The organism is Bradyrhizobium sediminis (assembly GCF_018736085.1).
GTDB lineage: Bacteria > Pseudomonadota > Alphaproteobacteria > Rhizobiales > Xanthobacteraceae > Bradyrhizobium > Bradyrhizobium sediminis.
Genome location: NZ_CP076134.1, coordinates 837706 through 863469, shown reverse-complemented (window position 1 = coordinate 863469; position 25764 = coordinate 837706). Strand labels below are relative to the sequence as shown.

Below are 25764 nucleotides of genomic sequence, written 5' to 3'. Positions count from 1 at the left end.
TATCAAGTCGCTATGCTTCTCTGGTCAATTCCGGCTGAGCTCCGCACATTCCGGACCATGCCGGCGCTTGCGTCAGTCCTAGGGTGTCCATTTCAGACAAAGGATTCGATCGATGGCTAAGCCGTTGCGACTTGTCCTTGCTGCGATGATATCGATTACCTTCTCCGGGTCCGTCGTCCGGGCGGAGAAGGTCAGCGAAGTCCTCGCCAGAACGCCGAAGAAGACCGCGGACTTCGTTGCCTACTGCACCGACCATTTCGGAGATTGCCGGACCATCATCATTTCGGTGGACATCGAACATCTGGCGGAGAGCAAACCGCATGTTTGTACGATCCGCAGCAAGAACAATGACGTTGCGACGAAGTCGATTGTCGGCTGGCTGGCGCAACACAAGGAAATTCACGGCAAGCCGACAAGAGCCGGAATAGGCGCCGCGATCAAGGCGCTCTGGCCCTGCTAGACACAAATTATGTGCGCCGGGTGGCGGCCGCCAAGCCTGCCAATCAAGCCTGCCAAGGCTCGCATGCCTTTCTGACCTGGCGCAAAGCGGCGGTCGCAGCTCCTGCCAGAATGCCGTTCGACAATGGCCAAGGGCTACCCATGACAAGACCCGTTCCAGACAAGGCTGAGATCGCACTCGAATATCCGGATAAATTCTATGTCGGGACCTTCGAACACTCGTCGCGATTCGAGGCACATCTCGACCCGACCGGCTTTGCGCTGGTGCTGGAGCGGCCCGGCTCCGAAGACGTCCGCAAATCGATCCACATGCACATCTCCTTCGGCCTGCTCGCCGGCATTCTCGGCGAGCTCGCCGCGACCGTCGGAAAGATTCCGAAAGACGACATCCTGCATCGCGACCAGCTCGCGGACGCGGTCGCGCAACTGCATCAGGCGCTGAAAAAAGCCTGAACGCCGCGCGCTATTTCCAGCTTTCGGATACCGCCCGCAATTAAGGCTTCTTTTAGCTTTCATTAAGGCGCCATTAATCACAGAAAATTGTTGTTCCCCAGCAGGTTAGTAACTCATCCGGTGTGACCGATGGGTGACAGCATTTTATTCAAAAACAGTCTAACTGCGCTGCCCATGGACGACGCCGCCCTCGCGGTTCATCTGAAAATCAAAAATGACTCTCTGGAGACTAGAACTGATGAAGAAGTTTCTGCTCGCTACTGTGGCCCTCGTCGCTCTCGGCGCGACCGTGCCAGCACTTGCAGCCGATCTCGGCCCCCGCACCGCCTACACCAAGGCTCCGTCGGCCTATGCGCCGATCTACAACTGGACCGGCTTCTACATCGGCGGTCACATCGGCGGCGCGTTCAGCGGCGACAACGGCTTCGCCGGCACCACCAACAGCGGCAATGACGGCCGCTTCCTCGGCGGTTTGCAGGCCGGCGCCGACTACCAGTTCGCTCCGAACTGGGTGGTTGGTATCGAAGGTCAGTACAGCTGGCTCGGCGGCAACAACAACGGCGTTACCTTTACGGGCGCCGGCGCCGGTTACGCCTACACCCACGACCAGCGCGGCCTCGGCTCGGTGACCGGCCGCCTCGGCTACACCTGGGGTCCGGGCCTGCTCTACGTCAAGGGCGGCTATGCCTACTCCGACTACACGGAGTCTTTGACGCTCGGCGGCGTGCCGCAGGCGTTCGCTTTGAACAGCAGCCATCACGACGGCTACACCGTCGGCGCCGGCCTGGAATACATGTTCGCGCAGAACTGGTCGGGCAAGATCGAGTATCAGTACTACGACTTCGGCAAGACCAACTTCGTGACGCCGGCCGTGCTGACCGGCTTCGGCAGCACCCGCAACGACGAGCATACCTTCAAGGCCGGCATCAACTATCGCTTCAACCTGGGCGGCCCGGTGGTCGCGAAGTACTGAGTAGCTTCGCGCACGCAACCTGAAACGAAAGGCCGGCTTCACGCCGGCCTTTTTTCGTTAGGACTCCATTAAGCACGGCAGCGGTTGTTCCCCCGGTACGGTTCGCTTCGACCCGGCAAGTCACCGCATTTTATTCAAATGCCCTCTAACTCCGCGGCATCATCGACGGCGCCGGCACCCGGCCCCGTCAGAATCCGTTGGAGACCCATCCATGAAGCGCGTTCCCGCTCTCGTCGCCCTCATCGTTGTCGGCGCGAGCATGCCAGCCGTTGCCGCCGATCTCGGCGCCCGCCCTTACGGCAAGGCGCCGGCCTATGCGGCGCCGATCTACAACTGGACCGGCATCTATGTCGGCGGTCACGCCGGCGGCGCTTTCATCGGCGACAACAGTTTCAACGGCCTGGCGCTGAGCAACTACGACGCCCGATTCCTCGGCGGCGTGCAGGCCGGCGCCGACTTTCAGTTCGCCGGCAGCTTTGTCGCCGGCATCGAAGGCCAGTACAGCTGGCTCGGCAGCAACCAGATCGGCACGATCTTCCCCGCAGGCTTCGTCTACAGCAACAACCAGCGCGGACTAGGCTCCATCACCGGCCGCATCGGCTACTCCTGGGGCCCGGCGCTGTTCTATGCCAAGGGCGGCTACGCCTATTCCGACAACCGCGAAACCCTGACGTTCGGCGGCGCGCCGGTCACCTTCACGCTCGATCGCAATCACCGCAACGGCTACGCCGTCGGCGCCGGCGTCGAATATCTGTTCACGCCGAACTGGTCGGCCAAGGCCGAGTATCAATATTACGATTTCGGCCGCAGCCGGTTCGTCGCCCCGGCCGCGCTGGTGCCGTTCGGCACATTCAGCAATGACGAACACACCCTGAAGGCGGGCCTGAACTATCGCTTCAACTGGGCGAGCCCGGTGGCTGCGCGATACTGATCTTCACCGACCGGCAACCAAGCGCAGCGGAAATGCCGGATTGCGGAATATTCGTGAGCCGGCCGTTGTTTGCCTGTGCGCAAAAATCCCGCCGCCCCCCAAATCATCGCGAGTTATTAACCTGGTATCGCGATACTGCCGGCCGAGGATTCATCCCAAGGTAGCGGGCGGGCACGGCATGGCGATTCGATTCACGATTCCTAGGTTCGGCAGATTGTTCGGCTTGCTGCGTCCACGATGGGGGGTCAGGGGCAGCCTGTTTGCCGCCTTCGCGGTGATCGCCGCCATGGCCATCGTCATCAGCGCCGGCGCCGGCATGGTGCTGGACCATCTCGGCAAGGCAATGGTCGACTTGAGCAGCAAGGACATTCCCCGTCTTGCGGCCAGCCTGCAACTTTCCGCCCAGAGCGCAACCCTGGCCAGCCAGGGACCGGCGCTGCTGGCCTCCTCGAACGAGGATATGCTCAAAGAGCGCTCGAATAAGATGAAGGAAACCCAGGCGGTCACGCTGGCCAAGCTCGGCGAGATCACCCAGCTCGGCGCCGACAAGGCGGTGGTCGAAGCCCTCGCCGAGACCATCAAGAACATCGACGAGACCATCCAGAGCCTCGGCAATGCGGCGCGCGAGCGCCTGGAGGCCGGCGCCCAGCACGAAAAACTCTACGGCACCGTGCGCGCGGCCCAGGCCGCTTTCGTCAAGGCCGCCGCTCCCGCGATGATCGGTGCCCAAACCCAGCTCTCCGGCATCTTCGGCGCCGCCGATTTCAACCAGGATGAAGCCACCAAGGCGGAGCAAGTCGTCGACCAGATCGGCGATGTCGTCGCCGGTGGCAATCTCATGGCATTCAACATGATATCCGCGCTGTCGTCCGACAGCAGCGACACGCTGGAAGCAATCGACAAGGAATTCCGCACCGCGCAGCAGCGCGTCAAAAAGACGCTCGATCTGCTGCCCAAGAGCTCCGCGACCACGGCGCTTCACACTGCGGCTTCGGGCCTGATGGCGCTGGGCGAGGGCAAGACCGGCGTCTTCAAGATCCGCCAGAAGGAACTGGACGCCACCGATTACGGCCAGACCGTTCTCGATGAAACCCGCAAGCTCAATGTCGGCCTCGGCATCAGCGTGCAGCAACTCGTCGACGGCGTGCGGAGCGAGACCGACGCCGCGACCGGGCAAGCGCGCAAAGAGATCTCGCTGGCGACCATGGCGATGGTTGCACTCGGCGCCGCGACCCTGATCGGATCGGTTCTGTTCGTCTGGCTCTATGTCGGCCGCAACATCCTGCGCCGGATCCGCGATCTGCAGCGCTCGATGCAGCTGTTGTCCGATGGCGATCTGGAGACCGAAATCTATCGCTCGAAGCAGCACGACGAGATCGCCGCGATGGCCAATTCGCTGCAGGTGTTCCGCGAGAGCATGATCGAGGCCCGCGCGCTCTCCGCCGATCAGGACAAGGACCGCGCCGCCAAGGCCGAGCGCACCTCGCGCATGGAGGCCCGGATCGTCGAATTCGAGGCCACCGTCCGCACCGCGCTCGACGCCCTGCAGACCTCGGCCAATTCCATGCAGACCACGGCGCAGAGCATGTCGGCGACCGCCGATCAATCCAGCGCGCTGGTGAGCGCGGTGGCATCCGCCGCCGAGGAAACCTCGGTCAACGTGCAGACGGTCTCCGCGGGCACCGAGGAATTGTCGTCATCGATCTCCGAAATCAGCCGCCAGGTGATCGTTTCGACGCAAATCGCCCGCAAGGCGGTCGATGATGCCGGCACAACCGACGCCACCATGCAGGGTCTTGCCGACAACGCCGGCCGCATCAGCGTCGTGGTCGACCTGATCCAGACCATCGCTTCGCAGACAAATCTGCTGGCGCTCAACGCCACCATCGAGGCCGCGCGCGCCGGCGAAGCCGGCCGGGGATTTGCCGTGGTCGCTTCCGAGGTGAAGAGCCTCGCCAACCAGACCGCGAAGGCGACCGACGAAATCCGTCAGCAGATCGCCAGCATGCAGACGGTGACGACTTCCGCGGTCGGCGCCATCCGCAACATCTCCACGACGATCAGCGAGATCAACGAGGTGACCACCGCGATCGCGGCGGCGGTCGAACAGCAGGGTGCCGCGACGCGCGAGATCGCCCGCAACATTCAGCACGCCGCCGGCGGCACATCCGAGGTTTCCAGCAACATCGTCGGCGTCTCCACCGCGTCCGCCGAGGCCGGAGCCGCCGCCAGCGAAGTGCTGGGCGCGTCCGCAGCGTTGCGCCGCGAGGCCGACATGCTGCGTTCGGAAATCGACGCGTTCCTCGGAAACATCCGGGCGGCCTGAGCGGTCTTCCGGCGAAGGATGCCTTCGCCATGCGCAGCAGGCTGCGGCCTCCGCGTCCGGCGCATGGTCGGCGCCGGATTTTGCGGTCTTAGGGCCCGCGTTCGCCGGGTTCGTCGAATTCGCGTTTGTTTTTCGGCTGGCGCCGCGCCACTTGTGCGGTTAAGCCGATAACCTCAATCGCGAAACCCAAACGATGCATTCAAAAACAGACACGGTACAGTCCTCGGCCGAGGCGCTGCGTTACCCCTGGGAAAATCATCCCGGCCACGATCAGGTGGTCGAGGTGAGGCCCGGGGTATTGTGGGTCCGGCTCAAGCTGCCGTTCCGCCTCAACCACGTGAACATCTACCTGCTCGCCGACGGTGACGGCTGGGCGATGGTGGATTCCGGTTTCGGCAACGAGGAAACCATCGCTGCCTGGACCGCCTTGTTCGAGGGCCCGCTCAGCCACGTGAAAGTCACAAGGCTGATCGTGACCCATTCGCATCCCGACCATGTCGGGCTCGCGGGGTGGATCGTCGAGCGCTTCAACTGTCCGCTCGAGATGTCGCAGGTGGAATATCTGCAGTCGGTCTATCACCAGAACCGCGGCACCGAGGAGCGCCGCAACGCGCAGCGGCTGTTCTTCCGCCGTCACGGCATGGACGAGAACCTGACCGACAAGCTGCTCGGCCGCGGCCAGGATTACCTGAAGCGGGTGTCCACCCTGCCGCCGTCCTATCGCCGCATCTCGCATGGCGACGAGGTTTCCATCGGGACCAGGCGCTTCAAGGTCATCACCGGCGGCGGCCATGCGCTCGACCAGGTGATGCTGTATTGCGCCGCCGACAAGCTGTTCCTGTCGGCCGATCAGGTGCTGAGCAAGATTTCTCCCAATGTCAGCGTCTGGGCGGTGGAGCCCGACCAGAATTCGCTCGGCGAATATCTGGCCTCGCTGGCGAGCCTGACCACCACGCTGCCCTATGACGTGCTGGTGCTGCCCGGCCACGGCGTGCCGTTTTACGGCTTGAAGACCCGGATCAAGCAGCTGGCCGATCATCACGAGGAGCGTTGCGGGCTGATCGCCGACGCCTGCCGGGAAACCCCGCAGACCTCGAAGGAACTGGTGCCGGTGGTGTTCCACAAGCACGTGCTCGATGTGCACCAGATGGGCTTTGCCGCCGGCGAACTGATCGCCCATGTCAATTACATGCTGGTCGAGGGCCGGTTGACGGCCGAGGTGACCGACGGCGTGCTCCGTTTCAGGACGACCTGACTTCCGCTGCTAACCGACGACAGCAGAACGCGCTCAGCGCGTTGATCAGGATCAAGTTTTGGTCCGCGCTGGAAGCAACCCGGCCCCTACCCGTTGAGCGGCTGAAGGCCCGATTCGGCTCGACAGCAAACCTGGAAACGCTCTAAAAAGGGCTGCGCCGTCCCGGCTTTGGCTTCCGTTCCAGGTTTTGCAATGGATTACAGCAAATTCTTCAGCACCGCCCTCAGCCGCCTGCATGACGAACGGCGCTACCGGATTTTCGCCGACCTCGAGCGGATCGCGGGCCGGTTCCCGCACGCGGTATGGCATTCCCCGAACGGGCCGCGCAACGTCGTGATCTGGTGTTCGAATGATTATCTCGGCATGGGCCAGCACCCGAAGGTGGTCGGCGCCATGGTCGAGACCGCCACCCGGGTCGGCACCGGCGCCGGCGGCACCCGCAACATCGCCGGCACCCATCATCCGCTGGTGCAGCTCGAGGCCGAACTGGCCGACCTGCATGGCAAGGAAGCCGCGCTGCTGTTCACCTCGGGCTACGTCTCGAACCAGACCGGCATCTCGACGCTCGCCAAACTCATTCCGAACTGCCTGATCCTGTCGGATGCGCTCAACCACAATTCGATGATCGAGGGTGTCCGCCAGGCCGGCTGCGAGCGCCAGATCTTCCGCCACAACGACATGGCGCATCTGGAAGAATTGCTGCGCGCCGCCGGTCCCGACCGGCCGAAGCTGATCGCCTGCGAGAGCCTGTATTCGATGGACGGCGACGTCGCCCCCCTCGCCAAGATCTGCGATCTCGCCGAGCGCTATGGCGCGATGACTTATGTCGACGAGGTGCATGCGGTCGGCATGTACGGCCCGCGCGGCGGCGGCATCGCCGAGCGCGACGGCGTCATGCACCGGATCGATGTCCTCGAAGGAACGCTCGCCAAGGCGTTCGGCTGCCTCGGCGGCTATATCGCGGGCAAGGCCGACATCATCGACGCCGTCCGGTCCTACGCCCCCGGCTTCATCTTCACCACCGCGCTGCCGCCGGCGATCTGTTCGGCGGCCACCGCTGCGATCCGGCATCTGAAGACCTCGAACTGGGAGCGCGAGCGCCACCAGGACCGAGCCGCCCGCGTCAAGGCGATCCTCACAGCTGCCGGCCTGCCTGTGATGTCGAGCGACACCCATATCGTGCCGCTGTTCGTCGGCGATCCCGAAAAGTGCAAGCAGGCCTGCGACATCCTGCTGGAAGAGCACGGCATCTACATCCAGCCGATCAACTACCCCACCGTCGCCAAGGGCAGCGAGCGGCTGCGGATCACCCCCTCGCCCTATCACGACGACGGCCTGATCGATCAGCTCGCCGAGGCACTGCTGCAGGTCTGGGAACGTCTCGGCCTGCCGCTCAACGAGAAATCGCTGGCGGCCGAGTAACGCCGGCCCGCCAAAATCGGAAATTTGGGCCGGTGGCGCGATGCGCTGCCGGCTCAATCCGTTTATAGTGCCTGCCGCGACGGCTGCCGCCGGCGGCGGCGCCGCGATCGTGAGGGAGATAAGCAGCGATGCTGCATGACTGGGGCGTGATCGCAGCCGCGTTCGGCTATATCGGCTTCCTGTTCCTCGTCGCCAGCTACGGCGACCGCCTCTCGCCGACCCAGCGCGGCCGCGCCAGCGCGCTGATCTATCCGTTGTCGCTGGCAATCTACTGCACGTCCTGGACGTTCTTCGGCTCGGTCGGATTCGCCACCCGCACCAGCGTCGATTTTCTCGCGATCTACATCGGCCCGGTGCTGATGATCGCGCTCGGCACGCCGCTGCTGCGCCGCGTCATCAAGCTGGCGAAATCGCAGAACATCACCTCGATCGCCGATTTCATCGCCGCGCGCTATGGCAAGAGCCAGGCGGTCGCCGCCACCGTCGCAGCCATCGCAATCGTCGGCTCGGTGCCCTACATCGCGCTGCAGCTCAAGGCCGTGGCGTCCTCGCTCGGAACGATCCTGAGCGAAGACCAGATCTTCTCCTCGATGCCGCTGATCGGCGATATCGCCCTGATCGTGACGCTGGCGATGGCGGTATTTGCGGTGCTGTTCGGCACCCGCCAGACCGACGCGACCGAGCACCAGCACGGCCTGATGCTGGCGGTCGCCACCGAATCCATCGTCAAGCTGGTGGCGTTTATCGCCGCCGGCGCCTTCGTCACATTCTGGATGTTCGGCCCGGTGGAATTGATCGAACGCGCGATGAAGAGCCCGGAAGCGGTGCGGGCCATCGAGTACACACCCTCGATCGGCAATTTCGCAACCATGACGTTGCTGTCGTTCTTCGCGATCATGCTGCTGCCGCGGCAGTTTCACGTCAGCGTGGTCGAGAATTCCAGCGACGCCGAGGTCGGCCGGGCGCGCTGGTTGTTCCCGCTGTATCTGGTCGCCATCAACCTGTTCGTGATTCCAATCGCGATCGCCGGACTTGTGACCTTCCCGTTCGGCGCGGTCGACAGCGACATGTACGTGCTGGCGTTGCCTATGAAGGCGAATTCTCCCCTGCTCAGCGTCATCGTCTTCATCGGAGGCCTGTCGGCGGCGACCGCCATGGTGATCGTGGAATGCGTCGCGCTTTCGATCATGGTCTCGAACGATATCGTGGTGCCGCTGGTGCTGCAGCGAAGCCCGGAGTCGCGTGCGGGCCGCAAGGACTTCGGCGACTTCCTGCTCAGGGTCCGCCGCCTTGCGATTTTCGCCATCATGGTGATGGCCTATCTCTACTATCGCGCGCTGGGTAACGCCCAGCTGGCGGCGATCGGCCTGTTGTCCTTTGCGGCGGTCGCACAGCTTGCACCGTCGTTTTTCGGCGGGCTGTTCTGGCGCCGCGCCACCGCGCGGGGCGCCATGGGGGGCATGCTGGTCGGCGCAGCGGTCTGGACCTACACGCTGTTCCTTCCGAGCTTCCTGGAAGGCAATACCGCCGGAATGCTGCTGCTGCAGCACGGTCCGTTCGGCATCGAGGCGTTGCGTCCGCGGGCCTTGTTCGGCGCCGATCTGCCGCCGCTGCTGCACGGCGTATTGTGGTCGCTCTCGCTCAACCTGTTGGCCTATGTCGTGCTGTCGCTGGCGCGCCAGCCGTCCTCGATCGAGCGGCTGCAGGCGGACCTGTTTGCGCCTAACGCGCTGGCGCCGATGACGCCGACGTTCCGGCGCTGGCGCACCACCGTGACCGTGCAGGACATCCAGAGCACGGTGGCGCAGTATCTCGGCCCCGAGCGCGCCCGCCATTCGTTCGAGGCCTTCGCCGTCGCCCGCAACACGATTCTCGATCCGGCCGCGACGGCCGACTTCGAATTGCTGCAGCATGCCGAGCATCTGATCGCTTCGTCGATCGGGGCGGCCTCCTCGCGGCTGGTGATGTCGCTGCTGTTGCGCAAGCGCACCGTCTCCGCCAAGGCCGCGCTCAAGCTGCTCGACGATTCTCACGCCGCGCTGCATTTCAACCGCGAGATCCTGCAGACCGCGCTCAACCACGTGCGGCAGGGCATCGCGGTGTTCGACGCCGAGCTGCAGCTGATCTGTTCCAACCGGCAGTTCGGCGAAATCCTCGGGTTACCGCTGCACCTCGTGCAGATCGGAATTCCCTTGCGGGAAATCCTCGAATTCATGGGATCGATCAGTTCCCCGGATTCCGGCTACGACGAGGCTCTCGTGGAGAAGCGCCTGGCCGCCTATACCACCGAAGGCGAGTCCTACCTGGAACGGCTGCCGGATCGTCACATGGTGATCGAGGTGCGCTCCAACCGGATGCCCGGCGGCGGGCTGGTCATCACCTTTTCCGACGTCACCCCCTCCTTCGAAGCGGCCGAAGCGCTGGAACGCGCCAATGCGACCCTGGAAAAACGCGTGCGGGATCGCACCGAGGAACTCACCCGGCTGAATTCGGAACTGGCGCTGGCGAAAAGCACCGCCGAGGACGCCAACATCTCGAAGACCCGCTTCCTGGCGGCGGCGAGCCACGACATCCTGCAGCCCCTCAATGCGGCGCGGCTCTACGTGACGAGCCTGGTGGAACGCCAGAACGGCGGCGAGGATTCCCGGCTGGTGGAAAACATCGACGATTCGCTGGAGGCGATCGAGGAGATCCTGGGCGCGCTACTGGACATTTCGCGGCTCGACGCCGGCGCCATGACGCCGTCGATCTCAAGCTTCAAGATCGGCGACATGATGCGTTCGCTCGAGATCGAGTTTGCGCCGATTGCCAGGGCCAAGGCGCTGAAGCTGACCTTCATGCCGTGTTCGCTGCCGGTGGAATCCGATCGCCTGATGCTGCGCCGGCTGCTGCAGAACCTGATCTCCAACGCCATCAAATATACGCCGCGCGGACGCGTGCTGGTCGGCTGCCGGCGTCACGGCCAGTCGCTGCAGATCGCCGTCTATGACACCGGCGTCGGCATTCCCTTCGTCAAACGCGGCGAGATCTTCAAGGAGTTTCACCGGCTTGAACAGGGCGCGCGGATCGCACGCGGCCTCGGGCTCGGGCTATCGATCGTCGAGCGCCTGGCACGCGTGCTCAACCACGGCCTCGCGCTCGACTCCAATGCCGGCGGCGGTTCGTGCTTTTCGGTGACGGTGCCGATTGCCAGCGCCGTCAATCACACCGCGGCGGTCACCAGCGCGACGCCGCTTTCGCGGACGCCGATGAGCGGCTCGCTGATCGTTTGCATCGAGAACGATCCCGCGATCCTGGACGGCATGAAGACGCTGCTCACGGCCTGGGACGCCGAGGTGATCGCGGTCGCCGACCCCGATGCCGCGATCGAAGCGATCGAGGCCTCCGGCAGAAGGGTCACCGGCCTTCTGGTCGATTATCACCTCGACCGCGGCAACGGCGTCGCCGCGATCCGGGAAATCCGCCGCCGGTTCGGCGAGAACATTCCGGCGATCCTGATCACCGCCGATCGCAGTCCGCATGTGCAGGCTGCGGCGCGGGAGGAAAAAATTGCGGTGCTCAACAAGCCGGTCAAGCCGGCATCGCTGCGGGCGCTGCTCGGTCAGTGGCGCACCCAGCAGATGGTGGCCGCGGAGTAGCGCTGACCTGTTTCACTGCGGTGACGACGTACCCTGCCGCCACTGGCCGCCGGAAATTTTCGCCGCGGCGATCACGGCCTGGGTGCGGCTCTCGACGCCCAGCTTTTGCAGGATCGCCGACACATGCGCCTTGATGGTCGCCTCCGACACGCCGAGCTCATAGGCAATCTGCTTGTTGAGCAACCCTTCCGACAGCATCATCAGCACCCTCACCTGCTGCGGGGTCAGCGTCACCAGCCGGTCGCGCAGGCGCGTCATGTCGGGGTCGGCGGTGGATGAGAGATCGGTGTCCGGCGGTATCCAGACATCGCCGTCCATGACCTTCTTGATCGCGTCGCGCAGCGTCTCGATTCCGAACCGCTTGGGAATGAAGCCGGAAGCGCCGAAATCCAGCGAGCGGCGGATCGTACCGGCATCGTCGCTGGCGGAGACGATCACCACGGGGATCGCCGGATATTGCGCGCGCAGGTAAATCAGGCCGGAGAAGCCCGAGATCCCCGGCATCGTCAGATCGAGCAGCACCAGATCGACATCGGAATCCTGCTCGAGCAGCGCGGTCAGTTCGTCGAAGGTGCCGGCTTCGTCGACCTTCGCCGAGGCCACGACGCTTGCGACCGCCTGTCGCAGGGCGTCGCGAAACAGCGGATGATCATCGGCGATGACGAGGTGGGTGCTGGCAGGAGCAGTCATTGATTTCCGGCGAAGCGTTGCGGCAAACCCTTGACCGCTTTGTAGAAGGCCTGCCAAGCGAGTTTTTCAAAGTGATTGTCCACTGACAGGAAGCTTCTTGCAAGGCAACATTCCCGGCATGGGCCAAGGCAGTTAATCGGGCTGGGAACGGCTGGGGCATTGTGCAGCGCAAAAACGGGCGATTGGGCGCCGGGTGAGCCCGCCTCAATCCTTGAACAGGAGATCGCGGGTCAGATCATCGATGGCCGCGACCGCTTCAAGCGCGACGCGCAATCGATCACGGTCGCGGACTGATAACCGCTTCACCGCGACGGCGTTGGAGGGCGGTGTCCCGTGGGCGATATCCTCGACCTGTTGCGACGCGATAAGATCCAGAAACACGCCCTGGGCCTCGCCCAGCGCATCGAGGTCGGTCTCGCTGACGTGAACGAGTTCCTTGACGCGACCCAATCGCGCCGGTGTCGACCGGTCCATCACATGATGGCGGATCGCGATGGCGCGGGCCGCGGCGACGAGGCCGAACAGTCCGGCCATCTTGAGGTTGATGCGGCCACCCACAGTGCGGATACCGCCGAAGAATTTCAGGCTGGAAGGCGTGCGGATGTCCTCGACCAGGAGCTTGGCGAACGCGGCCTGGCCCTCGGCCGCATCGAACGCCGCCTGCCTCACGGTGACGGCGAGGCTGCCGTCGCCGTGGACGGCCCGCAGGTCGAAGAAAATATCGACCGACAGCAGATCGCCGGGACTGGAGCGCATGATCCAGTGGTCGATACGATTTCGCCACGTTGCGACCGAGCCGCGCCAGGCCGCGTTTTTCGCCATCACGCCGCCCTTGCAATAGGGCACGCCGACCTCGTGCAGGATATCGGCGACGTGGGCCCCGAGCGCCGCGAACCAGCGATCCTCGTCGCCGTCCGGCTCGCCTTGTTCGAAAATGATGGCATTGTCCTGGTCCATCGCCAGCAGGCTTTCGCCGCGTCCGGCGGATCCGAGCACGACCATGGCATAGCCGCACGGGGGCGCGCCTTCGCCACGCTCCCGCATGATCCGCTCGGCGATCACCGCGGCCTGCCCGGTGAGCGCGCCGAGTTCGCGGGAAATCACTTCCGCAATGTCGCGGCCGGACAGCCCCTCCGCCAGCAGCGATTGCGCAACCCGCGGCAGCTTGGCCCAGGCGATCGCCAGGGCGTGCGCGTCCGCCGCATCGTCGATCTCGTCGCCGAGCGATATGGCCTCCCCGGCGCGCAGCCGCAGTAGGTCTCGCGCGGACATCGCGCCGACCACGTGGCCGGCTTCGTCGACGACGCCGAGATGGCGGGTCTTGAGACGGCTCATATGGCCGATTGCGCGATAGACGAAAGCATCCGCTGATACCGCTGCGAGCGGCCGGCTCATGATCTGCCCGACCGGCAAGTCGAGCGCGGCGGCGCCGTGCCGGGCGACCGCGCGCAGCAGATCGCGTTCCGTGACAATGCCTGCCTCCGCCGCCTTGACGCCGCCGGAACCGGCATGCGGCCGCACGAAAACCGACGATATTTTCGCTCTCGCCAGCCGCGCGAGGGCGTCGTGAACCGAAATGCCGGCTTCCACGAAGACCGGAGGCGTCCGCATGATGTCGCGATTGCGATGCCGATAGGCGTAGCTGTCGAAGCGTTCCAGGGTTCGTTCCGCATCGGCACGCGCCGGAGCCTCGACGGCATCGATCCAGCCGATCCGCATCTGGTCGTCGAGTACGGACGTCAGCGCGAGGCAGGCCCGTTCGGCTTCGGCGATGGTGCGGATACCGTGGTTGCGCAGCTTCGGCACCAGCGCCAGAAACACCCGCGCGGTCGTCTTCGCGTCGCCGAGGGCGGAATGCCGCTCGGCAGCCTCGACACCCAGCCAGGTGGCGAGCGTCTCCAGCGTATAGCCGGCCAGTTCCGGCGCGGCGATCTGCGCCAAGAGCCGCGTGTCGAGCGTGCGTGGACGCTTCCAAGCCAGACCGGCGAGATCGCATTCGCGCTTCAGCACGGCAAGGTCGAACCCGACCGTATGCCCGATCACCACGGCCTTACCGAGAAACGCCTTGAAATCCGGCCAGACGTCCGCAAACAGCGGCGATCCCGCGACCATGGCATCGTCGATGCCATGAATGCGCGTCGTCTCGGCGGGAATCGGTTCGCCGGCTGGCCGCAGCAATCGACAAAACGAGTTGTCGCCGGCAAGCTTGCCGCCGGACAGTCGCACGCCGGCAAGCTCGATCACCCGCGCCTTGCGCGGATCGAGCCCGGTGGTTTCGCTATCGATGACAACGGCGTCGAGCGACAAAAGCGGGGCGCCACCACTCGTCCTGTCCATCGCCCCTCCCTGCCGGCAGCCGCATCCGCGTGATCGAAAGAATTATGCCGCGGCACCCGCGGTCAATGCCCGTTCCAGGGCCATCTTGTCCATGCGCGCGATCAATTCATCGTAGATGTTGCAGAGGCTGACACGGAGATAATTCCGGGTCGTCTGGTAATCCCGCCCGCGCAGCTTTTCGTGGATCGGCATCATCGCGAAATAGGCTTCCGCCAGCGGATCTGGAATGTCCATCACGCGCTTGGGCGCGTGCCCGCCGGCCAGATCGAGCCGATGCGCCAGGTCGCTGCGCGCTGCACGCCAGGCTTCTTCTCCGATCGATGGAGGAACCGGATAGCGGTCGAAAACCGAGAGAACCACGATAATCAGCTGGTCGAGTATTTCGCGGCGCTGCATCCCGTCGGCTTGGGAAGTCAGCGCCCCATTGACCATTTCGCCTACCATCGAGAGGCCCAGCGGAAAGGCCTGCCAGCGCGCGTGCTCGACGGATTGCGCAAATCCCTCCTCGGCAAACAGAACCTTGGCGTAGTGACCCGCACGCGCGCGCGAATATTCGTAGATCCCCTTTTGCACGATGAAGGCCGATTGCGCATTGATGAAGTCCGCCAGCGCCTCCCGGTCGCGAATCGGCGGACGGGGACGAAACAACTTTTCGAACAGCTTCATCGCGATCTCTTCCTGCGTGATCGACCCGGGTTACCCTGTCAGCTTAGCCTATCTGTTGCCTGCCAGCTTCAAAGCTCTCAACGCTGCATCGCAGTTAGCAACTGCAGCAATCTTCACCCCACCAAAAGTCTAATAAAGGCCTGACAATTGTAGTGTTAGCCTTGATTAATTCCAAACCGGCAAAGACCGGTTGGAACAGCGGCAAGGGGGGACGCCGCACTGAAGGGATTTGCATTCCCCTCGATCATTCAATGCCGGCGTATTTGACCGGCGCTTTGAGGGAGGATTTGCAACCCATGGCTGACTCTACAAGCATGAAAGAGAAGGAAGAAGCCCACTGGCGCAAGACGTCGCGCCTGATGTTTGCGCATCTCGGTGTCTGGTTCTTCTTCGGCTTCATCATCCACATGTTCGTGAACCCCCTCAACAAGATCACGATTCCGATTCTCAACTTCCCGCTCGGCTTCTACATGGCCGCGCAAGGCTCGCTCATTGTGTTCGTGGTCATGCTGTTCATGTTCGCAAAACAGCAGGACAAGATTGACCGCGAATTCGGCTTTGCCGAGGAAGATTGAGGGAGGAAGAAACCATGGCTACACAAAGCTCTGCCAGCAGCTCGGACTTCATCAAGAATCTGGGCAAGATGTACGGTACCTATACCGGCGGCTTCATCGGGTTCATCATTCTGCTTGCGATTCTCGAGCAGATTGGCGTTCCGAACAAGATCCTCGGTTACCTGTTCGTGTTCTTCACGCTCGCGGTCTACGCCATCATCGGCGTGATGACGCGAACCGCTGAAGTCTCGGAGTATTACGTCGCCGGACGGCGCGTCCCGGCTTTCTACAACGGCATGGCGACCGGCGCCGACTGGATGTCGGCGGCGTCGTTCGTCGGCATGGCCGGCACCCTGTTCCTGCTCGGCTACGACGGCATCGCATGGGTGCTCGGATGGACCGGCGGATTTGTGCTGGTGTCGATCCTGATCGGACCCTACCTGCGCAAGTTCGGCGCATACACCGTGCCTGACTTCCTGTCGTTCCGCTACGGCGGCAACTTCGCGCGCGCGCTCGGCGTCATCGTGCTGGTCGCCTGTTCCTTCACCTATGTGACGGCGCAGATTTACGGCACCGGCATTATCGCCTCGCGATTCCTCGGGATGCAGTTCGAGGTGGCGGTGTTTGCGGGCCTGGTCGGCATTCTGCTCTGCGCGATGCTGGGCGGCATGCGGGCGGTGACCTGGACGCAGATCGCGCAATACGTCGTGCTGATCATCGCTTATCTGACCCCGATCGTTATCCTTTCCACCAAGAAGTACGGATTTCCGATTCCGGAACTCACTTATGGACAGGCGATTGCTGATATCACGGCACGGGAACAGCAGATGCTGGCGACCGGGCTTGCGACCGTGGCAGGCCTCAAGCCGCACATCTCGCCGTTCATCAACTACAGCCCGCTGAACTTCTTTGCGATCATCATGTGCATGATGGTCGGCACCGCTTCGTTGCCGCATATCCTGATGCGCTACTTCACCACCCCGTCGGTGCGTGAGGCACGTCAGTCGGTGGCGTGGTCGCTGTTGTTCATCTTCCTCTTGTACTTCTCGGCGCCGGCCTACGCGGCGTTCTCGAAGCTGGAGGTTTACACCAACATCATCGGCGCCAATGTCAGCGCGCTCAAACCGTGGATCTTCAATTGGGGCGAACTCGGCCTGATCCAGATCTGCGGCAAGAACGCCGGCAGCATCGATGCGATCGTCGCCGCCTGCAAGGCGATCGCCGGTCATCCCGGTGTCGTCAGGCTGCAGGACTTCGTGATCAACACCGACGTGATCGTGCTCTCCACCCCGGAGATCGCGGGACTTCCGTACGTGATCTCGGGTCTGGTCGCCGCCGGCGGCCTCGCCGCCGCGCTGTCCACCGCTGACGGGCTGCTGCTCGCCATCGCCAACGCGCTGTCGCACGACGTCTACTACAAGATGATCGACCCCAACGCCCCGACCATGCGCCGGCTCACCGTGGCGCGCGGTCTTCTGGTCGTCGTTGCCGTGATCGCAGCCGCGACTGCCGCAACCAAACCCGGCGATATCCTGGCCATGGTCGGCTGGGCGTTCTCGCTGGCGATGGCCGGCAACTTCCCGGCGCTCGTGATGGGCGTCTGGTGGAAGCGCACGACGGCGACAGGCGCGGTCTGCGGCATCATTGCCGGCTTCGGACTCTGCTTGTTCTACCTCGTGACATCCCGCTACTTCCCGGGCGCCGGTGTGAAGTATTTCGGCATGACCTCGCTGCTCAACCCGCTGACGGGAGCGCCGCTGGCCGATGTCGCCAAGGCCATGGCGTTGCCCAACGCCATGGAGAGCTTCCCGACACTGGCGCATCCGCTGGCCAACAAGGTCGGCTGGTTCGACCTCAACAATATCGCTTGCGGATTGTTGGGAACTCCGTTGGGCTTTGCTGTCATCTACATCGTCAGCAAGCTGGGCAAGGAGCCTTCGAAGGAGATGCAGGCCTACGTCGACGATATCCGCAAGCCGCGGGGCAGGACGGTGCTCGAAGAGAAGACCACCTGAGAGCACTGCGACACATCTCGGCAAACGGGGCCTTTCGGGGCCCCGTTTTCTTTTCCACGACCTCGCATCCGCACTTGCCGGGAAAGTCGCCGCTTGCCATTGTTGGGATCGTGATCTCGTCACGCGTCCCGGTTCGTCGATTGCTGAAGCCCGGTAGGAGAATCGAACTTTGGACTTTGCAACGTCACTGGCTCCCTATTGGTACTTCCACCTGCCGAATTTCATTCTGGCGGCGTTGATGTACACGATGCTCGGCCGCGTCCTGCTCGGCCTGATGGTCGACGCGGACTCGCCGAATTACATCTGGCGCTTCTTTTGCCGGGTCACCGATCCCGTCATCACGCTGATCGCGATTGCAACGCCAAAGGCGGCTCCTCCGGTGGTGCTTTGGCTGTTCGGATTCGTCTGGCTGTTCTGGCTGCGCGTCGCGCTCCACTACACATTGCTGTTGTTGAACCTCGCCCCCCGGCTCGGCGGAGCCGCATCATGAACCGCAATTTCTATTTCATCGGAATTGCGTTTTTCGGAATGATCAACGGCATATTCAACCAGCTCTGGCTGATTTTCGCGCTGCTGTACGTCCAGATACTCGCCGGCCCGCTGCTGTTTGGAAGCCTGTCGCTGACGCTGATGCTCGCTTCGTTGATGGTCTCGACCGCCACTGTGATTCTGGGCGGGATTCCGGCGGCAATCTACGAGCGGGTCACCGGCGCCTCGGAATCTAACAATGTCTCGCTCTGGATCTGGCTTGCCGGAACCGCGATTCTGACGTTGCCCGCGGCCGGCAATTTTCTCAAGATCGGCCTCTAGCCGGACGGCCCCGAGGTTGAGGGCGCGAGACCTTGGCGCTACGCTGGGCCTCACGTGCTTCCGAACGGCGGGTTGGCAACTCATGGAAGAGATGCGCCGTATTGCCTATGAAACGGTGCTGCGTGCGTGCGGGTTCGCATCGCTTGCCATCTTCTGCGTCATGATCGGCCTGTCCTTCCTTCCGCGCTCCGCCTTTCAGGCGGGAGGATTCCTGAGCATGGTGATGACGCTTGTTCTGGTGCTGAAAGCCTATGAAGCCCGGACCAAGGATCACCGCCGGACCGAGATGTGGCTTTATCTTCCCAAGGAAAACCGTCCGCCCCAGGCCTTTGCGCAGCGGACGATTTCAACGGTCATGCGCGAGACCTATTTGCTGTTCGCGCGCTGGACCGCGGTCATCTCCATTGTGATGTGGACGATTGCATTGTTCTTCTCCGTCATTGGACTTTAGTTCGAGACTGCACCGGCAGTCCCGCATGCAGCAAGGTCCCGACTTTGGTTTAATTGATTGGATGAATGCGACGGTGGGCAGGGACCTTTTCAAAGGCCCTGACGTCGAACGCGAAGGTCATTTTCTCCCGATAGAATCAGCACTACTCGCCGATTGAGCAGGTGAAATCACGCGAGCGCGCTGCCGCGCCTGACAAGCCGATCGCACGCACGGCGAATCGATGCCAGCCGAAAGTACTATTGGGGCATGCTTCCCGAGCATGTAGGAGGCTCCCAACTACGCGTCGATCTGACGCAACGCACATGTGCGTGATTCAAGAAAAAATCGGGAGTGATCGAAAATGTCCACAATGGCAGTTACCGAAAAAGTCCGAACGGGAGGCATGACGAAGGACGAACGTTTCGTCATTCTCGCTTCATCGCTCGGTACCGTTTTCGAATGGTACGACTTCTACCTCTACGGATCGCTCGCCGGCATCATCGGCGCGCAGTTCTTCTCGGCCTATCCGCCGGCAACCCGCGACATCTTCGCGCTGCTTGCCTTCGCCGCCGGCTTCCTGGTGCGCCCGTTCGGCGCCATCGTGTTCGGCCGCGTCGGCGACATCGTCGGACGCAAATATACCTTCCTCGTCACCATCCTGATCATGGGTCTGTCGACCTTCATCGTCGGCCTGTTGCCCAACGCGGCAACGATCGGCTTTGCGGCGCCGGTCATCCTGATCGCGCTACGCCTGGCGCAGGGCCTCGCACTCGGCGGCGAGTATGGCGGAGCCGCCACCTACGTGGCCGAGCATTCGCCGCACGGCAAACGCGGCTACTACACCTCGTTCATTCAGACCACGGCCACGCTCGGCCTGTTCCTGTCGCTGCTGGTGATCCTGTTTACCCGTACGACAATCGGCGAAGCCGAATTCGCCGCCTGGGGCTGGCGTATTCCGTTCCTGGTGTCGATCCTCCTGCTCGGGGTTTCGGTCTGGATCCGGTTGCGCCTCAACGAATCGCCGATCTTCCAGAAGATGAAGGAAGAAGGTAAGGGCTCCAAGGCCCCGCTGACCGAGGCCTTCGCCGACTGGAGCAACGCCAAGATCGTTATCCTGGCGCTGATCGGCGGCACCATGGGTCAGGGCGTGGTCTGGTACACCGGCCAGTTCTACGCACTGTTCTTCCTGCAATCGATCCTGAAGGTCGACGGCTACACCGCCAACCTGTTGATCGCGTGGTCGCTGGTGTTCGGCACCGGGTTCTTCATCGTGTTCGGTTGGCTGTCGGACAAGATCGGCCGCAAGCCGATCATCCTTGCCGGCTGCCTGATCGCGGCGCTGACCTTCTTCCCGATCTTCCGGATGATCTCTTCCAACGCCAACCCGGCGCTGGAAAAGGCGATCGAGGCGACCAAGGTGGAAGTCGTCGCCGACAAGGCAGGCTGCGGCGATCTGTTCAACCCGGTCGGCACCCGCGTGTTCACGGCACCCTGCGACACCGCTCGCGCCTTCCTGGCCCAGTCGTCGGTCAAGTATTCGACCACATATGGCCCCGCAGGCTCGGGTGTGAAGATCACGGTCAATGGCAAGGAAGTGCCCTACACCGACGCAAAGACCAGCAATCCGCAGGTACTGGCGGCGGTGCAGGCCGCGGGCTATCCGAAGGCGGGTGCGACGGGCGTCGTGAAGATGTCGAACCCGTTCGACATCTTCCGTCCGCAGGTTGCGGCGATTATCGGACTGCTGTTCATCCTGGTGGTCTACGTCACCATGGTGTACGGGCCGATCGCGGCGTTGCTGGTCGAACTGTTCCCGACCAAGATCCGCTACACCTCGATGTCGCTGCCCTATCACATCGGCAACGGCTGGTTCGGCGGACTATTGCCCGCGACCTCGTTCGCGATCGTGGCCTCGACCGGCGATATCTATGCGGGCCTGTGGTATCCGATCATCTTCGCATCGATCACCGCGGTCGTCGGCTTCTTCCTGATGCCGGAAACCAAGGACGTCGATATCACCAGATAGCCTGATTTGGTCCGGCGGCAGCAGCCGCAGGATGCACGCAACAGGCCGGCCGCGGATCGCTCCGCGGCCGGCTTTGTTTTGAGCATGGACCTAGATCGCGCCCACAAACTGCAGCACGACCTCGCGGCGGTGCGGATCGCTGCGATGCTCGATCAGGTAGATCGCCTGCCAGGTTCCCAGCGCCAGCCGGCCCTTGAGGACTGGAACATGCAGCGAGGTCGCCGTCAGCATGGTCTTGATATGCGCCGGCATGTCGTCGGGGCCTTCGGTGTCGTGGGTCCATCCGGCGTGCTCGGGCGCGAGCCGGTCAAGCACCGTCGTCAAATCATCCAGCACCGACGGATCGGCATTTTCCTGGATCGTCAGCGACGCCGAGGTATGGCGGATGAACAGCATCACCGCGCCTTCTTTCGCATCGACCTCGCTGACGAATTTTTTCACCTCGGCGGTGAGATCGACGAAGCCGGGTCCCGAGGTTTGAACCGTCAGCAGCGATGAGACGATGGTGGTGGCGCTGACGGTGGATGGCGCGGAGCGGGACAGCGATTTGGGCGACGTCATGATGATCTCCCCACATGTCGTCCCGGCGAACGGAACGAGCGCCGCCTTCAAATCTTGCCGCTGACGTCTTTCTGCACCCGGTTGGCCATCTCGATCAGCCGCTTCCACGCCCGCTCGAGAAATGAAAACACGCGGTCCATGTCGCGGTCGCTCGGCAGTGGAATCTCGATCTTGCGTTCGCCCTCGGCCACCTTCGGCTCGGGCTTCTTAAGTGAATCGGACTTGGGCAAGATTTCCTTGGGCAAGGCTTCTTCGATCTTGCCGCTGACGACAGGCTCGCGCGCCGCCAGCTCTGCCTTCAGCCTTTCATTGTCGGCCTGCAGCCGGCCGATTTCCGCGTCCAGCGCGGCGCGTTCGTCAGGCACGGCGTAGCAGGCCCAGCCCGCACCGCCATTGGTGCAGATCGAAACGGCGCCGGTCCGGGTATCGAGCCTGAGCACGCCATCGGCGACCGGCGACAGCACGTAGCGGCCATTCTCGGTGTCCGGCATCGATTGCGCGAACCCGGCACCGGTGCCGCCAACGGAAAAAACCAGCGCCGCGGCCATAATTGTTGTGGAGAATTTCGAGGGCGATGTCGCTTTGCTCATGGGTCGCTCCGCCTCAAACCGATAGGCCGTCCCGGTCCCGCGCTTCAAGCCTACACCTGCGACCTATAGGGCGCGCGACCGGATTTCAACGCGTCGGCGAGCAATTCGATCCGGTCCTGTCCCCAGAACACCTCGCCGTCGAGCACGTAGACCGGCGATCCGAACACATCGGCCGCCAGCGCATCCTGGCGATTCTGCTCATAGGCCGCACTGATCTCGTCCGATCCGGAACGCTCGACCAGTTGCTTGCCGGGAAGCCCCGATTCGTCCGCCAGCCTGACCAGGGTAGCAGGGTCGGTCAGATTGAGCTGGTCTTCCCACACCGCCGCGAAAGCCCGCCGCATGAACGGCTCGGGGTCGAGGCCGGCCTCGATCGCCGCGATCACCACGCCGTCGGCCAGCCGCGCATTGAATGGCCAGTTCGCCGGCTGCAGATGGAAATTCAGTCCGCGCTTGTCGCGCCAGCGCTGCAACTCGACCATCCGGTAGCGCTGCCGCACCGGATGACGCTTCATCAGCGGCAGGCCGCCGGTCTCCGAGAACAGATCGACCAGCACCACCGGCTTGTAATTTATCTTGAGATTGTAGGTACTTGCGACCTCAAGGAACGCCTTGTGGCCGATATAGGCCCACGGGGACTGGAACGAAAAATAATAGTCGACCTGACGCTGCATGCGGGCTCCGGCGGGATAGGGATATCGGCTGGTCATCCCAACAGACCCGGCTTTGGCGTGCAAGTTCGGTCGTCGCACAAAGCGTGCTGCTGCACTGCGATGGCGGCATGGCGCCGCATTCCCGCTCCGTGGAATAAGATCAAATAAATCAACGCACTAACTGGTTACGACGCAATCTTGACTTGATCAGACGCGGTAAGTATGGTCCGCGCGGCTTTTGAGGGTGACGGGGCGTTATTTCCACAGCATCGTTTGAGCTCCACAGCATGGCTGAAGGCACGAACGACAAGGGAAATGGAAGTCGCGAGAAATCGTCCGACGAAGCCGCGCTTTCCGCAAGGCTCGGAAGTCTGGATCAGCGGTTGTCCGAAGTTCGGGGCAGCCGAAAGATCGGGACGGACCAGTCCGGAAACGAGCAGGACGCGGCTCAAGCCAAGGCATCCGCCATGGCTATGGGGCTTCGCCTCTCCTCCGAACTGGTTGCCGGTGTTCTTGTCGGAGCGGCTCTCGGCTGGGGTTTCGATCGCTTGCTGTCGACTTCGCCCTGGGGCCTCATTGTATTCTTGCTGCTTGGCTTTACCGCCGGCGTGATCAATGTGATGCGGGCGGCAGGCGTGATGGCGAAGCAGTCTGAACGGCTCTGACGCGGGCATTGCGAAGCGCATCTGAACGTCCGACACGACCCGCGAGAGATCGCGAAACCGATAGACTGAGAAACGAATGGCCGCCGATCCAATCCATCAGTTCCAGATCACCAAGCTGTTCACCATCGGCCACCTTGGCGGACAGGAAATCGCGTTCACCAATTCGTCGGCCTACATGTTTCTTTCGGTGGCGGTGATCTCGCTGCTGATGATCGGCGCCGGCCGGCAGTTGGTCCCGGGCCGTTTCCAGTCGGTGGCCGAAATAAGCTACGAATTCGTGGCGAGCACCATCAGAAGCACCGCCGGCTCGGAAGGCATGAAGTTCTTCCCGCTGGTGTTCTCGCTGTTCATGTTCATCGCGGTCTCGAACCTGATCGGAATCATTCCCTACACGTTCACGGTTTCAAGCCACCTGATCGTCACCGCAGCGCTGGCGCTGCTGGTGTTCTTCATCGTGCTGTTTTACGGCTTTTACAAAAACGGCCTGAAATTCTTCAAGCTGTTCGTGCCGTCGGGCGTTCCGATCTACATTCTGCCGCTGGTGGTGCTGATCGAAGTCATTTCGTTCTTCCTGAAGCCCGTTTCGCATTCGGTACGACTTTTCGCGAACATGCTGGCAGGCCACATCGCGCTGAAGGTGTTCGCGAGCTTCGTCGGCATGCTCGGCGCCCTGGGCATCGTCGGCTGGGCCGGCGCGGTATTGCCGCTCGGGCTGACCATCGCGCTGACCGCGCTTGAGCTGCTGGTCGCGTTCCTTCAGGCCTACGTCTTCACCATCCTCACCTGCATCTATCTCAACGATGCTATCCATCCGGGCCACTGATCCGGCCTCACTACCAAACCTCAAGAAGGAGTTCGTTTCATGGATCCGATTGCCGCGAAGTACATTGGCGCTGGTATTGCCTGCATTGGCATGGGTGGCGCAGGCGCTGGCGTGGGCATCATCTTCGGCAACTATCTCGCCGCTGCGGTGCGCAATCCATCCGCAGCCCAGGGCCAGTTCGGCAACCTGATTTTCGGCTTCGCCGTGACCGAAGCGCTCGGCATCTTCTCGCTGCTGATCGCGCTGTTGCTGCTGTTCGCGCTCTGATTCATCACCGATCTGGCCGATGAGGTCCCGGTTCGGGACCTCGATCGTCCAACGAGGAGAAGCCCGTGGCTGAGAGTCATGGCAACGCAAAGGGCGCGACGGCCCACACGGCGGCAGATGGCGGCCACAAGGCCCCGTTTCCGCCGTTCCAGAAGGACACCTTTGCTTCGCAACTGGTGTCGCTGGCGATCGCATTCGTCGCGCTGTATCTGATTGTCTCGCGTATCGCTTTGCCGCGTGTCGGCAAGACGATCGAGGACCGTCAGAAGGCGATCGAGGGCGATCTGGCCGCCGCGCAAAAGCTGAAGGACGAATCCGACAGCGCCCTGAAGGCCTATGAAACCGAACTGGCCTCGGCCCGTTCGCGCGCCCAGGCGATCAGCGCCGAGACCCGCGAGAAGCTGAACGCGGCATCGGAAGCCGAGCGCAAGGCGCTGGAAGACAAGCTGTCGGTCAAGCTCGCCGAGGCTGAAAAGACCATCGCCTCGACCCGCGAGACCGCGATGAGCAACGTCCGCGGCATTGCCGCCGATGCGGCCGCCGCGATCGTGCAGCGGCTGACCGGCGTGATGCCCGACGGCAAGGCCGTGGAATCAGCCGTCGACGCGTCCTTGAAGGGATAAGTTTGATGTTCGCCGAACCGGAAACCTGGGTCGCCATAGCCTTCATCATCCTGATGGCGTTGTTCGCCTATTTGGGCGTCCACCGCACGGTGCTGAAGGCGCTCGATCATCGCAGCGAGCGCATCAAGGCCGAGCTCGACGACGCCCGCCGGCTCAAGGACGAGGCCGCCAAGCTGCTGGCGGAATACAAGGCCCGTCATGCCAAGGCGGAAGGCGAGGCGCAGGAGATTATCGCTTCCGCCAAGGCCGAAGCCGAACGCATCGCGGCCGAGGCCAAGACCAAGATGGAAGATTTCGTCGCCCGGCGCACCAAGACCGCCGAGGGCAAGATCGCGCTTGCCGAAGCCCAGGCGGTCGCCGATGTTCGTGCCGCGGCGGCCAACGCCGCGGTGACGGCGGCTTCCACCATCCTGTCGCAGTCGGTCAAGGGCCAGGTCGCCGACGATCTCTTGGCCAAGGGCATCGCCGAAGTTAAGGCCAAGCTGAACTGACGGGTTTCAGTCGCAACAAAAAAGCCGGCGCGAGATGATCGCGCCGGCTTTTTTGTTGGCTATCCCCACCCCGCCCGGCGTACTGGATGCCCCGCATGCGCGGGGA

At 62.9% G+C, this 25764-nt stretch carries 25 protein-coding genes; 19 read left to right on the top strand and 6 right to left on the bottom strand.

Going from position 1 to position 25764, the window contains the following annotated elements; all coding sequences use genetic code 11:
* Positions 1 to 112: 112 nt before the first annotated feature.
* The 8 genes from KMZ29_RS04105 to KMZ29_RS04070 all read left to right on the top strand — a co-directional run bounded on the left by KMZ29_RS04105 (position 113) and on the right by KMZ29_RS04070 (position 11457).
* Entirely contained in the window at positions 113 to 460 is a 348-nt protein-coding gene (locus KMZ29_RS04105) for a hypothetical protein (protein ID WP_215622568.1), read from the top strand.
* A 140-nt stretch (positions 461 to 600) separates the two neighbouring features.
* The gene (locus KMZ29_RS04100; protein ID WP_215622567.1) at positions 601 to 912 is read left to right on the top strand and encodes a hypothetical protein; all 312 of its coding nucleotides are present in this window, start codon (positions 601 to 603) and stop codon (positions 910 to 912) included.
* A 238-nt stretch (positions 913 to 1150) separates the two neighbouring features.
* Entirely contained in the window at positions 1151 to 1885 is a 735-nt protein-coding gene (locus KMZ29_RS04095) for an outer membrane protein (protein ID WP_215622566.1), read from the top strand.
* 211 nt (positions 1886 to 2096) lie between these two features.
* A complete protein-coding gene (locus KMZ29_RS04090; RefSeq protein ID WP_215622565.1) occupies positions 2097 to 2816 on the top strand; it encodes an outer membrane protein in 720 nt (239 codons plus the stop codon).
* Between the two features lie 178 nt (positions 2817 to 2994).
* Positions 2995 to 5142 (top strand): methyl-accepting chemotaxis protein, encoded by a 2148-nt coding sequence (locus KMZ29_RS04085; protein ID WP_215622564.1) that lies wholly within the window; start codon positions 2995 to 2997, stop codon positions 5140 to 5142.
* A gap of 193 nt (positions 5143 to 5335) precedes the next feature.
* Positions 5336 to 6397 (top strand): MBL fold metallo-hydrolase, encoded by a 1062-nt coding sequence (locus KMZ29_RS04080; RefSeq protein ID WP_215622563.1) that lies wholly within the window; start codon positions 5336 to 5338, stop codon positions 6395 to 6397.
* Positions 6398 to 6589: 192 nt separating this feature from the next.
* A complete protein-coding gene (gene hemA, locus KMZ29_RS04075; RefSeq protein WP_215622562.1) occupies positions 6590 to 7819 on the top strand; it encodes a 5-aminolevulinate synthase in 1230 nt (409 codons plus the stop codon).
* A gap of 128 nt (positions 7820 to 7947) precedes the next feature.
* On the top strand, positions 7948 to 11457 hold the full coding sequence (locus tag KMZ29_RS04070) for a PAS domain-containing hybrid sensor histidine kinase/response regulator (protein ID WP_215622561.1): 3510 nt from the start codon (positions 7948 to 7950) through the stop codon (positions 11455 to 11457).
* A 12-nt stretch (positions 11458 to 11469) separates the two neighbouring features.
* Here the strand turns inward: KMZ29_RS04070 and KMZ29_RS04065 are convergent, their stop codons facing one another.
* The 3 genes from KMZ29_RS04065 to KMZ29_RS04055 all read right to left on the bottom strand — a co-directional run bounded on the left by KMZ29_RS04065 (position 11470) and on the right by KMZ29_RS04055 (position 15150).
* A complete protein-coding gene (locus KMZ29_RS04065) occupies positions 11470 to 12147 on the bottom strand; it encodes a response regulator (RefSeq protein ID WP_215622560.1) in 678 nt (225 codons plus the stop codon).
* A gap of 204 nt (positions 12148 to 12351) precedes the next feature.
* Positions 12352 to 14484, bottom strand: coding sequence for a DUF294 nucleotidyltransferase-like domain-containing protein (locus tag KMZ29_RS04060; RefSeq protein ID WP_215622559.1), 2133 nt, complete (start codon positions 14482 to 14484; stop codon positions 12352 to 12354).
* Between the two features lie 42 nt (positions 14485 to 14526).
* Positions 14527 to 15150, bottom strand: a complete 624-nt coding sequence (locus KMZ29_RS04055; protein WP_215622558.1) for a hypothetical protein — start codon at positions 15148 to 15150, stop codon at positions 14527 to 14529.
* Positions 15151 to 15446: 296 nt separating this feature from the next.
* Here KMZ29_RS04055 and KMZ29_RS04050 point away from each other — a divergent pair, with 296 nt between their 5' ends.
* From KMZ29_RS04050 to KMZ29_RS04025, 6 genes are all read left to right on the top strand, one after another.
* The gene (locus KMZ29_RS04050) at positions 15447 to 15725 is read left to right on the top strand and encodes a DUF4212 domain-containing protein (RefSeq protein ID WP_215616185.1); all 279 of its coding nucleotides are present in this window, start codon (positions 15447 to 15449) and stop codon (positions 15723 to 15725) included.
* A gap of 14 nt (positions 15726 to 15739) precedes the next feature.
* Entirely contained in the window at positions 15740 to 17719 is a 1980-nt protein-coding gene (locus tag KMZ29_RS04045) for a sodium:solute symporter family protein (protein WP_215622557.1), read from the top strand.
* 169 nt (positions 17720 to 17888) lie between these two features.
* Entirely contained in the window at positions 17889 to 18209 is a 321-nt protein-coding gene (locus KMZ29_RS04040; protein ID WP_215622556.1) for a hypothetical protein, read from the top strand.
* Entirely contained in the window at positions 18206 to 18529 is a 324-nt protein-coding gene (locus KMZ29_RS04035; RefSeq protein WP_215614600.1) for a hypothetical protein, read from the top strand. Before KMZ29_RS04040 ends, KMZ29_RS04035 begins: the two co-directional genes overlap by 4 nt.
* Before the next feature lie 82 nt (positions 18530 to 18611).
* Positions 18612 to 18980 (top strand): hypothetical protein, encoded by a 369-nt coding sequence (locus KMZ29_RS04030; RefSeq protein ID WP_215622555.1) that lies wholly within the window; start codon positions 18612 to 18614, stop codon positions 18978 to 18980.
* 340 nt (positions 18981 to 19320) lie between these two features.
* Complete coding sequence (locus tag KMZ29_RS04025; RefSeq protein WP_215622554.1) at positions 19321 to 20985, top strand: MFS transporter; 1665 nt, start codon at positions 19321 to 19323, stop codon at positions 20983 to 20985.
* 90 nt (positions 20986 to 21075) lie between these two features.
* Here KMZ29_RS04025 and KMZ29_RS04020 read toward each other — a convergent pair whose 3' ends face one another.
* Genes KMZ29_RS04020 through KMZ29_RS04010 form a run of 3 tightly spaced genes read right to left on the bottom strand, consistent with a single transcriptional unit; the run spans position 21076 to position 22810 of the window.
* Positions 21076 to 21546 (bottom strand): secondary thiamine-phosphate synthase enzyme YjbQ, encoded by a 471-nt coding sequence (locus KMZ29_RS04020; protein ID WP_215622553.1) that lies wholly within the window; start codon positions 21544 to 21546, stop codon positions 21076 to 21078.
* Between the two features lie 47 nt (positions 21547 to 21593).
* The gene (locus KMZ29_RS04015; RefSeq protein WP_215622552.1) at positions 21594 to 22136 is read right to left on the bottom strand and encodes a hypothetical protein; all 543 of its coding nucleotides are present in this window, start codon (positions 22134 to 22136) and stop codon (positions 21594 to 21596) included.
* 50 nt (positions 22137 to 22186) lie between these two features.
* Entirely contained in the window at positions 22187 to 22810 is a 624-nt protein-coding gene (locus KMZ29_RS04010; RefSeq protein ID WP_215622551.1) for a 2-hydroxychromene-2-carboxylate isomerase, read from the bottom strand.
* A 266-nt stretch (positions 22811 to 23076) separates the two neighbouring features.
* On the opposite strand from KMZ29_RS04010, the gene KMZ29_RS04005 reads away from it, so the two are divergent.
* The 5 genes from KMZ29_RS04005 to KMZ29_RS03985 all read left to right on the top strand — a co-directional run bounded on the left by KMZ29_RS04005 (position 23077) and on the right by KMZ29_RS03985 (position 25658).
* Positions 23077 to 23454 carry an AtpZ/AtpI family protein gene (locus tag KMZ29_RS04005; RefSeq protein ID WP_215622550.1) on the top strand — a complete coding sequence of 126 codons (378 nt, stop codon included), beginning with the start codon at positions 23077 to 23079 and terminating at the stop codon, positions 23452 to 23454.
* 76 nt (positions 23455 to 23530) lie between these two features.
* Entirely contained in the window at positions 23531 to 24277 is a 747-nt protein-coding gene (locus KMZ29_RS04000) for a F0F1 ATP synthase subunit A (protein WP_215622549.1), read from the top strand.
* A gap of 39 nt (positions 24278 to 24316) precedes the next feature.
* Positions 24317 to 24544, top strand: a complete 228-nt coding sequence (locus tag KMZ29_RS03995) for a F0F1 ATP synthase subunit C (protein WP_009796340.1) — start codon at positions 24317 to 24319, stop codon at positions 24542 to 24544.
* A gap of 65 nt (positions 24545 to 24609) precedes the next feature.
* Positions 24610 to 25167: a F0F1 ATP synthase subunit B family protein gene (locus KMZ29_RS03990; RefSeq protein ID WP_215622548.1), complete on the top strand. Its 558-nt coding sequence runs from the start codon at positions 24610 to 24612 to the stop codon at positions 25165 to 25167.
* Between the two features lie 5 nt (positions 25168 to 25172).
* Complete coding sequence (locus KMZ29_RS03985) at positions 25173 to 25658, top strand: F0F1 ATP synthase subunit B family protein (protein ID WP_215622547.1); 486 nt, start codon at positions 25173 to 25175, stop codon at positions 25656 to 25658.
* Positions 25659 to 25764 lie beyond the last annotated feature (106 nt).